Genomic DNA, 8,332 nt, shown 5'->3' with positions numbered 1-8,332 from the left:
TAGACCTTCTTCATGCATCCCTCCCGTTGTTGGACGGGCGCCGCCCCGGCGAGGGATGGCGCCCCGATCAGAACCCTCCGGTCTGTTCAGACCGGATCCCAGGTGAAGACGTCACCCGATTTGTGCAGCGGATAGAAATCGTTGCGGAACATGGGGAAGACCCGTTCGGCCACGGTTTCCGGCGTCCAGCCGTCCGAGGTATGCGCGGTGCGGATCGGACGCGGCTGCGAGAACAGGTAGATCTCGTTGTTGCGCACGCCGAAGATCTGGCCCGTCACCTCCTTGCCCGCGTCCGAGGTCAGCGCCACGACGAAGGGCGCGATCTTTTCCGCGACCAGCTTCTTGAGGCCTTCGACGCGCTTCTTCTGCTCGGGCGTCTCGTCGGGGATCGACGAGACCATGCGCGTCCAGGCGAAGGGCGCGACCGCGTTCGAGCGCACGCCGAAACGCTGCATGTCGATGGCGATGGCCTTGGACAGGCCGGCGATGCCCAGCTTGGCGGCGGTATAATTGGCCTGCCCCAGATTGCCGATCAGGCCCGAGGTCGAGCTCATATGCACATAGGCGCCCGAGCCCTGTTCCTTGAAATGCGGCGCGGCGGCGCGGCTGACGTTGAAGGTGCCTTTCAGATGCACCGCGATGACCGAATCGAACTCCTCTTCGGACATGCGGTGGAACAGCACGTCGCGCAGGTTGCCCGCATTGTTGACCACCGCGTCGATGCGCCCGAAACTGTCCAGCGCTGCCTGCACCATTGCCTGGGCGCCGTCCCAGTCCGCGACGGAATGGCCGTCGGCGATGGCCCGACCGCCCAGGGCCTCGATCTCGGCCACCACCTCCTGCGCCGGGCTCAGCCCGGTTTCCGAGGCGCCGCTCAGCGCCACGCCCAGATCGTTGACCACCACGGCGGCCCCGGCTCGCGCCATGTCCAGCGCAATGCCGTGCCCGACGCCACGGCCTGCGCCGGTTACCAGGACGACCTTGCCTTCCATTGCCTTGGTCATGAAACAGCCTTTCAGTAGGATTTCGGCAGGCCGAGAACCTTCTCGGCGATGAAGCTGGCGATCAGCTGTTCGGTGATCGGCGCGATGCGGGTCACCGCCACCTCGCGGAACAGCCGCTCGACATGGTATTCCTTGGCATAGCCAAAGCCGCCCATGGTGAAGATCGCCCTTTCGCAGGCCTCGTAACCGGCGCGCGCGCCCAGGAACTTGGCGGTGTTCGCCTCGGCGCCGCAGGGCTTGCCGGCGTCGTAAAGCTCGGCCGCCTTCATCGCCATCAGCCAGGCGGCTTCCAGATACATCCAGCGTTCGGCCAAGGGGTGCTGGATGCCCTGGTTCTGGCCGATCGGCCGGTCGAAGACCACCCGCTCCTTGGCGTATTGCGTGGCGCGGCGCAGCGCGTCCTGGCCGATGCCGATGGCCTCGACCGCGATCAGCACCCGCTCCGGGTTGAGGCTGTCGAGGATGTAGCTGAAGCCCCGGCCCTCGTCGCCGATGCGGTGCTCGTCGGGCACGAACAGGTCGTCGATGAAGATCGCGTTGGAATCCACCGCCTTGCGGCCCATCTTGGGGATGCGCTGCACGTCGATCTTGCTGCGGTCGAGGTCGGTATAGAAGATGGTGATGCCGTCGGTCGGACGCTTGCAATCCTCGAATTTCGTGGTGCGCGTCAGCAGCATGATCTTGTTGGCGACCTGGCCGGTCGAGGTCCAGACCTTCTGACCGCGCACGCGATAGCCGCCCGGTACCTTCTCGGCAAAGGTCTTGATGCGGGTGGTGTTCAGGCCGGCGTCGGGTTCGGTAAAGCCGAAGGCGACCTGGTCCGAGCCCGAGATCAGCCGGGGAATCCATTCGGATTTCTGCTCATGCGTGCCGTGAACGACGATCGGATGCGGCCCGAACAGGTTGATATGCACCGACGAGGTCGCGGCCATGCCGCCGCCGTGGCTGGCGACCTCATGCATCATGATCGCGGCGTCGGTCACGCCAAGGCCGGCGCCGCCGTATTCCTCGGGCATGGTGATGCCCAGCCAGCCGGCATCGGCCATGGCGCGGTGGTATTCGCGCGGAAACACCCCGTCCTCGTCGCGCGCGAGCCAGTAATCGGCGTCGAAGCGCGAGGCGACGGCGCAGACGCCCTCGCGGATCGCGGCGCGGGTTTCGGCCAGTTCCTCGGCGGATTGGTTGGTCGTCTGGGACATGGTTATCCTTCCTGCACACTGGCGAGGGTGCGCCGCGCCTGCTTCAGATGGGGGATGTCGTACATCTTGCCGTCGATGCCGATCGTGCCGAGGCCGGGGTCGGCATCGAATGCCGCCACGATGCGGGCGGCCAGCGCCAGATCCGCGTCCGAGGGGGCAAAGGCGCGGTTGATCGGGTCGACCTGGGCCGGGTGGATGGCGAGCCGGCCGGCGAAACCGTCGCGACGCGAAACCCCGCAGGCATCGATCAACCCGGCTTCGTTGCGGAAATCGGCATAGAGCGTGTCCAGCGCCGGAACCTCGGCCGCAGCCGCCGCCATCAGGCACAGGCTGCGCGCCAGTTGATAGGGCTGCGACCAGTCGCCGTCGGCGCCCTTGTTCGAGGTCGCGCCGACGACCGCCGACAGATCCTCGGCGCCCCAGGTCAGGGCCGCGAGCCGCGGATGCGCCGGCGCATAGGAGCCGAGGTTGAACATCGCCGGGCCGGTCTCGGTCGCCACGACGATGATGCGGATCGCCCCGGCCGGCAGGCCGGCGCGGGACTCCAGCGCGTCGAGGTAATAGCCCAGGCGCAGCACGTCCTGCCCGCCGTTGGCCTTGGGCAGCATGATCCCCGCCAGCCCCGGCCGGACCACCGCCGCCAGGTCGGCCAGCGTCAGGCCGCTGTCCAGCGCATTGACGCGGACCCACAGCGCGGGGCCGTCCAGCCCCTCGTCCAGCCAGCCGGCCACCATGGCGCGCGCGGCATCCTTGTTGGGCGGGGCCACGCTGTCTTCGAGGTCGAGGATCAGCCCGTCGGCCGCGGTCTCGCGCGCCTTGCGGTATTTCTTCTCGCTGTCGGCGGGAACGAAAAGCAGCGATGTCAGCCTCATGACGGGCGCTTCATCATCAGGGCAAGGCGCCTGCATTCGCAAACCACCTCATCGCGCTGGTTCAGGCCGCGATGCAGAAAGGTGACGATACCCTGCGTCGGGCGCGACTTCGATTCCCGCTTGGCGATCACCTCGGTTTCGGCGCGGATGGTGTCGCCGGCGAAGACCGGCCTGGGGAACTTGACTTCCTCCCAGCCCAGGTTGCCGACCGTGGTGCCCAGCGTGGTGTCGCCGACCGACAGGCCCACCACCAGCCCCAGCGTGAAGACGCTGTTGACCAGCGGTTTGCCGAACTCGGTCGTCTTGCAATATTCGTGGTCGATATGGATCGCCGCGGGGTTCATGGTCATCGTCGAGAACTGCATGTTGTCCCAGTCGGTGACCGTGCGGCGCACGTCATGGCGGATGACGTGGCCGGCCTCCAGCTCTTCGTAATACTTGCCTGCCATGCGTTTTCCTCCGTTATTGCAGCCGGCCCAGCACAGACACCGCCGCGACCGAGTTCGACGGCTGGCCGCCCAGGTTGTGCGTCAGGCCAAAGTCGATATTCGCAAGCTGGCGCGCGCCGGCGCGGCCCTTCAGCTGGGTATAGACCTCATAGGCCATGCGCAGGCCCGAGGCCCCGACCGGATGGCCGAAGCATTTCAGCCCGCCGTCGATCTGGCTGGGCAGCCGGCCGGTCGCGTCAAAGGCGCCATCCAGCACGTCGAACACCGCGCGGCCGTCCTGCGACAGGCCCAGATCCTCCATCGTCACCAGTTCGGTGATCGAGAAGCAGTCATGGACCTCGGTCAGGCCCAGATCGGCGGGGGTGATGCCGGCCTCGTCATAGGCGCGGCCGGCGGCGATGCGGGTGTTGCGGACATAAGAGCCGTCCCATTCGCCATATTGCATCTCCCAGCCGTTCGAGGCGCAGACCTGCACCGACTTGACCGAGACCAGCGCGTCCTGCGACAGGCTGCGGGCGATTTCGGGCGTGCAGATGATCGCGGCCGCCGCACCGTCCGACACGCCGCAGCAGTCGAAAAGCCCCAGGGGGTCGGCGACCATCGGCGCATTCAGGATCGTCTCCATCGTGACCGCCTTGCGCAGGTGGGCCTTTTCGGCATGGACCCCGTTCTGGTGCGATTTCCACGACACATGCGCCATCGCGCGCTTCAGGTCGCCCGCGTCGATGCCGTGGCGCGCGGCATAGGCCCCGGCCAGTTGCGCGAAGGTGCCGGGCGCCGAGCCATAGGGCATCCACAGGTCGTTGACCGATCCCTTGGTGCGGATCGGCAGGCCGCCAAAGCCGGTATCCTTGAGCTTCTCGACCCCCAGCGCCAGGGCGATGTCCACCGCGCCCGAGGCGACGGCATAGGTCGCGGCCCGCAGCGCCTCGGTCCCGGTCGCGCACATGTTCTCGACCCGGGTGACCGGCATCGGCGGCAGCCGCAGCGCCGTGGCCAGCGGAATGGCCGAGTTGCCGACGTTCACGTCGTCCAGGGCCGAGCCGAGCCAGGCCGCGCCGATCTGGTCGCGCGCGATGCCGGCATCGGTCAGCGCCTCCTCGAAGGCTCCGGCCATCAGCATGTCCGAGCTCATGTCCCAGCGCTCGCCAAAGCGGGTGCAGCCCATGCCGAGGATGACAGCCTTGTCGCGGATACCTTGTGCCATGGGGTTACTCCTTTGCTGCAAGCTGCGGACGCGCCAGCGGCGCAGCCTTCCAGAAATAGCTGCGGAACTGGCGTTGCCGGTCGATGGCCTTGATGCGGAAGCGCATCCGCAAGGGGGCGCCGACCTGCTGCGCCTGGCCCTCGACGTCGCAATGCTCCATCACCACGCGCGCGCCGTTCTCGAACTGCACCAGGCCGAAATAGAAGGGCGGATCGGGGGTGAAGTTCAGCCGGTCCGCGGTGATCGAGACCACGCGGGCCGGTTCGTCGCGCAGGATGACATCCTCATAGACGCCGGGCTCGGCCAGGGCCGGGTTGACCGGCATCGGCGTCTTGGGGAATTGCACGTTGCCGCCTTGATCGCGGCCGCCGACGAATCCGTGCATCTCGCGCCCATGGCGGGCCAGCACGCTGGCGGAAACCTTCTGGTTCACCTCGGCGCGCGGGCCCCAGTCCAGCTCGATGCCGCCGGTCAGGGACAGCAGGCGGGAATAGCTGGTCAAGGGCACACCCTCGGCCAGCGCTTGGTGCGCCGGGCGATTGTGGGTCTTGGCGGTCACCTCCAGCACCAGCACGTCGCAGCCGTTGCCGCAGCCCGCCAGCAGCACGATCTGGCCCGGCTCGGCCTGCTCCAGCGCCAGCGCGAGCCCGAACAGCGGCGCAGCGGTGCCCAGCTCGCCGGCTTCGGGGGCCAGCCGGTCGATGACATTCGGCGCCGTCATGCCAAGCTTGCGCGCCGCCGCGGCATAAAGCCCCGACACGGCCTCGGGCACCACGGCCAGCGCGACATCCTCGCCGCGCAGCCCCGCCTCGGCCAGCGCCGCCTGTGCGGCGGGGATCAGCGCCTCGGATACCATGGAATCGCGCGAGAAACGCTCCTCGGCGGCATAGGGCAAGCCGCGCGCAACCGAGGTATAGCTGTCGAGCAGGTCCAGGTTGACCCGGCCCGCCCCCAGCAAGCGCGCCAAGCCCGGACCGTCGCCGACGACCGCCGCCGCGGCGCCGTCGCCCCAGGACAGATGCGCCGCGCTGCCGGGCTGGCTCAGGCGCCTTTCCCCTGCGGCGATCAGTTCGGTTCCCGGCGCGCCGCGCAACGCACGCAGCAGCGCAGAGACGGCCGACCGGCGGCAGTTGGCCAGGTCGGCCGTCTCTGCGTCGCGGGCGATGTTCAGCGCATCAGCCATGATCACCGCCTGCGAACGGTCGGAAAAGGCCGAGGAGGTCGAGGCGAACACCACCCTCGCGATCGCGCCCTGCGCCTGGGCAAGCGCCTCGCGCGCCGCCTCGACCGCCTGGGTCAAGGCGTCTTCGTCCCAGCCCGCGACCGCGCGGCGGCCCTTGCCGTTCCCGCCCAGGCCCGACCAGGCCAGTTCGGCTCGCGCCGCCTTCCGCTCGAATCGCAGCAATGGCAGGTAAGCGCCGGTGCTTTGGATAGATCTGTTCGCCATGCCTTTTCCTCCCGTGCACTGCAAATATGCACTAATGCATACGATACGCAAGCATAACATTTATCTTGAACTATGTTCTTTGCATTATAATATGCCAGCAGTCAAAGTATCATGCCGGCCCGGCCCGGGCAGGCGCGCAAACCTGCAGACAGGACGACGACATGGAGTGGAGTTGGACCGAAGCCGACACGGATCGGCTGATCTCCTGGCTCAAGGCCCGGGGACTGGCGCCGCAAGGCGGCTGGCCAGAGGTGCGGATCATCGGCGAGGGGCACTCCAACATAACCTCGCTGGTCGAGATGGACGATTCGCGGCTGATCGTGCGCCACCAGCCCGTGATTCGTGCCAACGCGCCCGATGTGCTGCGCGAGGCGCGCCATATCGCCAAGCTCAACGCCGCGGGCGTCCTGGCGCCCCGGATCCTGGCGATGGCCGCGGCGGGCGAGGCGCTGGACGTGCCGCTCTACGTGATGGAGCATGTGCCGGGCATCGTGATCTCGGGCGACTTGCCCGAGCCATTGCGGCAGGATCCCCGCGGCATGGCCCATGCGATGATCGACGCGCTTGCCGATCTGCATGGCATCGACGCCGCCCGGATCACCGCGCGCCCGCTGGACGAGCCCGAAGCCAACCGCCAGCACTTCGCCATGCTGCGCGGCCTGATTGCCGATCTTGCCGGCCACGAAGGCGAGGCCCTGCGCACCATGGCCGGGCGCCTGGACGAAAGCGTTCCCGATGCGGTTCGGCAATGCGTGGTTCACAGCGATTTCCGGCTGGGCAACCTGATGTGGGCGGCCGAGCTTCCGCCCCGGCTGGCGACGGTGCTGGACTGGGAACTCAGCACCATCGGCGACCCGCGGCTGGACCTGGGCTATTTCATGATCGCCTATCCCGCGCCGGGAGTCGCCCGCACGCCGTTGCAGGATCTTGGCCGGGCGCTCTATCAGGCGGAATTCCCGGCGATCCCGGATCTGCTGTCCCGCTACGGCGAACGCACGGGCCGGGCTCTGGCCGATCTGGACTGGTTCGCCGCCTTCGTGGCCTGGAAGACCGCGGTATTCTACGTGCTGTCGCGTCAGCGCGGCGAAGACTGTTACTACGATGATGATGCGCATTGCCGCGCCTTCCTGGAGGCGAGCGCCGATTACCTGGCCCGCCGGGGCAAGTGACGAGAGAAGAATGGATATTGAAGTATTGCGCCGCTTCCGGTTCGACGAGACCCGGCAAAGCTATTCGAGCAAGGATAGCATCCTTTACGCGCTTGGCATCGGCTTCGGCAGCGACCCGCTGAGCCAGGACGAATTGCGCTTCACCTATGAGAACGATCTGCGCGCCGTTCCCTCGATGGTCAACATCCTGGCGCATCCCGGCATGTGGGTGAAACGCCCGGAACTGCGGCTGGGCTGGCAGAAGCTGCTGCATGCCGAACAGCGTTTCGACATCCTGCACCCCCTGCCGCCCGAGGGCGAGGTCAGCGCGAAATATCGCGTCACCGGCGTCGTCGACGGCGGCGCGGCAAAGGGCGCATGGCTCTATTTGCGCAAGACCTTGACCGATGCCGAAGGCCGGCCCGCTGCCCGCGTCAGTTCGACCTACATGCTGCGCGGCGATGGCGGATGCGGCATGTTCGGCGCGCCCGAGCCGCCGCTGGCGCCCCTGCCAGCGCGCGCGCCGGATCATGTCCTGAGCCATGCCACCCTGCCGCAGCAGGCGCTGCTCTATCGGCTCAGCGGCGACCTGAACCCGCTGCATGCCAGCCCGGAACTGGCGCGGCAGGCCGGTTTCGATCGGCCGATCCTGCACGGGCTATGCACCATGGGCATTGCCTGCCGGGCGCTGATCTCTGTGCTTTGCCCCGGCGCGCCCGAACGGCTGCGGCACATGTCCCTGCGCTTTTCAAGCCCGGTCTATCCCGGAGAAACCATCCAGACCGAAATCTTCGATCTTGGCGGCGGCGAGATTCGCTTCCGGTCGCGGGTGGCCGAGCGCGCGGTGATCGTGCTGGATCGCGGCCGGGTCGAGCTGGCGCCGGCGATGGCGTCGGCGCCGAACGAGATGGAGGCCTCGCGCTAAGGCGAGGCTCGCCCGCCGGCCGGGAAACACGACGATATGGGGGACGAGATGGATTTCGGATTGACGGATGAGCAGGCGGCG

Annotated in this window: 8 protein-coding genes; 2 read left to right on the top strand and 6 right to left on the bottom strand. The window is 67.6% G+C overall.

The window, feature by feature from the left end; genetic code table 11:
- Nucleotides 1-86: 86 nt before the first annotated feature.
- Genes E3D03_RS19445 through E3D03_RS19420 form a run of 6 tightly spaced genes read right to left on the bottom strand, consistent with a single transcriptional unit; the run spans nt 87 to nt 6,178 of the window.
- Nucleotides 87-1,004 (bottom strand): SDR family NAD(P)-dependent oxidoreductase, encoded by a 918-nt coding sequence (locus E3D03_RS19445; RefSeq protein WP_263568327.1) that lies wholly within the window; start codon nt 1,002-1,004, stop codon nt 87-89.
- 11 nt (nt 1,005-1,015) lie between these two features.
- Complete coding sequence (locus E3D03_RS19440) at nt 1,016-2,203, bottom strand: acyl-CoA dehydrogenase family protein (protein WP_263568326.1); 1,188 nt, start codon at nt 2,201-2,203, stop codon at nt 1,016-1,018.
- Between the two features lie 2 nt (nt 2,204-2,205).
- Complete coding sequence (locus E3D03_RS19435; protein WP_263568325.1) at nt 2,206-3,075, bottom strand: HpcH/HpaI aldolase/citrate lyase family protein; 870 nt, start codon at nt 3,073-3,075, stop codon at nt 2,206-2,208.
- On the bottom strand, nt 3,072-3,524 hold the full coding sequence (locus E3D03_RS19430) for a MaoC family dehydratase (protein WP_140849120.1): 453 nt from the start codon (nt 3,522-3,524) through the stop codon (nt 3,072-3,074). Before E3D03_RS19430 ends, E3D03_RS19435 begins: the two co-directional genes overlap by 4 nt.
- Before the next feature lie 13 nt (nt 3,525-3,537).
- Nucleotides 3,538-4,731 (bottom strand): acetyl-CoA acetyltransferase, encoded by a 1,194-nt coding sequence (locus E3D03_RS19425; protein ID WP_263568324.1) that lies wholly within the window; start codon nt 4,729-4,731, stop codon nt 3,538-3,540.
- A gap of 4 nt (nt 4,732-4,735) precedes the next feature.
- Nucleotides 4,736-6,178: a hypothetical protein gene (locus tag E3D03_RS19420; RefSeq protein ID WP_263568323.1), complete on the bottom strand. Its 1,443-nt coding sequence runs from the start codon at nt 6,176-6,178 to the stop codon at nt 4,736-4,738.
- 161 nt (nt 6,179-6,339) lie between these two features.
- Between E3D03_RS19420 and E3D03_RS19415 the strand changes: the two genes are divergently transcribed.
- Both E3D03_RS19415 and E3D03_RS19410 read left to right on the top strand, forming a co-directional pair.
- A complete protein-coding gene (locus E3D03_RS19415; protein WP_263568322.1) occupies nt 6,340-7,347 on the top strand; it encodes a phosphotransferase family protein in 1,008 nt (335 codons plus the stop codon).
- A 10-nt stretch (nt 7,348-7,357) separates the two neighbouring features.
- Nucleotides 7,358-8,251 carry a MaoC family dehydratase gene (locus tag E3D03_RS19410; protein ID WP_263568321.1) on the top strand — a complete coding sequence of 298 codons (894 nt, stop codon included), beginning with the start codon at nt 7,358-7,360 and terminating at the stop codon, nt 8,249-8,251.
- Nucleotides 8,252-8,332 lie beyond the last annotated feature (81 nt).

Origin of the sequence: Paracoccus sp. DMF, from assembly GCF_004407025.1 — a bacterium.
Lineage (GTDB): Bacteria > Pseudomonadota > Alphaproteobacteria > Rhodobacterales > Rhodobacteraceae > Paracoccus > Paracoccus aminovorans_B.
Note: the sequence above shows the minus strand (reverse complement) of the source record. Positions and strands in the feature narration are given on the sequence as shown.

What these genes read in the sequence shown, in the direction of transcription:
- E3D03_RS19445 (WP_263568327.1), bottom strand. Translation starts at nt 1,004, where the DNA reads ATGACCAAGGCAATGGAAGGCAAGGTCGTCCTGGTAACCGGCGCAGGC.
- E3D03_RS19440 (WP_263568326.1), bottom strand. Translation starts at nt 2,203, where the DNA reads ATGTCCCAGACGACCAACCAATCCGCCGAGGAACTGGCCGAAACCCGC.
- E3D03_RS19435 (WP_263568325.1), bottom strand. Translation starts at nt 3,075, where the DNA reads ATGAGGCTGACATCGCTGCTTTTCGTTCCCGCCGACAGCGAGAAGAAA.
- E3D03_RS19430 (WP_140849120.1), bottom strand. Translation starts at nt 3,524, where the DNA reads ATGGCAGGCAAGTATTACGAAGAGCTGGAGGCCGGCCACGTCATCCGC.
- E3D03_RS19425 (WP_263568324.1), bottom strand. Translation starts at nt 4,731, where the DNA reads ATGGCACAAGGTATCCGCGACAAGGCTGTCATCCTCGGCATGGGCTGC.
- E3D03_RS19420 (WP_263568323.1), bottom strand. Translation starts at nt 6,178, where the DNA reads ATGGCGAACAGATCTATCCAAAGCACCGGCGCTTACCTGCCATTGCTG.
- E3D03_RS19415 (WP_263568322.1), top strand. Translation starts at nt 6,340, where the DNA reads ATGGAGTGGAGTTGGACCGAAGCCGACACGGATCGGCTGATCTCCTGG.
- E3D03_RS19410 (WP_263568321.1), top strand. Translation starts at nt 7,358, where the DNA reads ATGGATATTGAAGTATTGCGCCGCTTCCGGTTCGACGAGACCCGGCAA.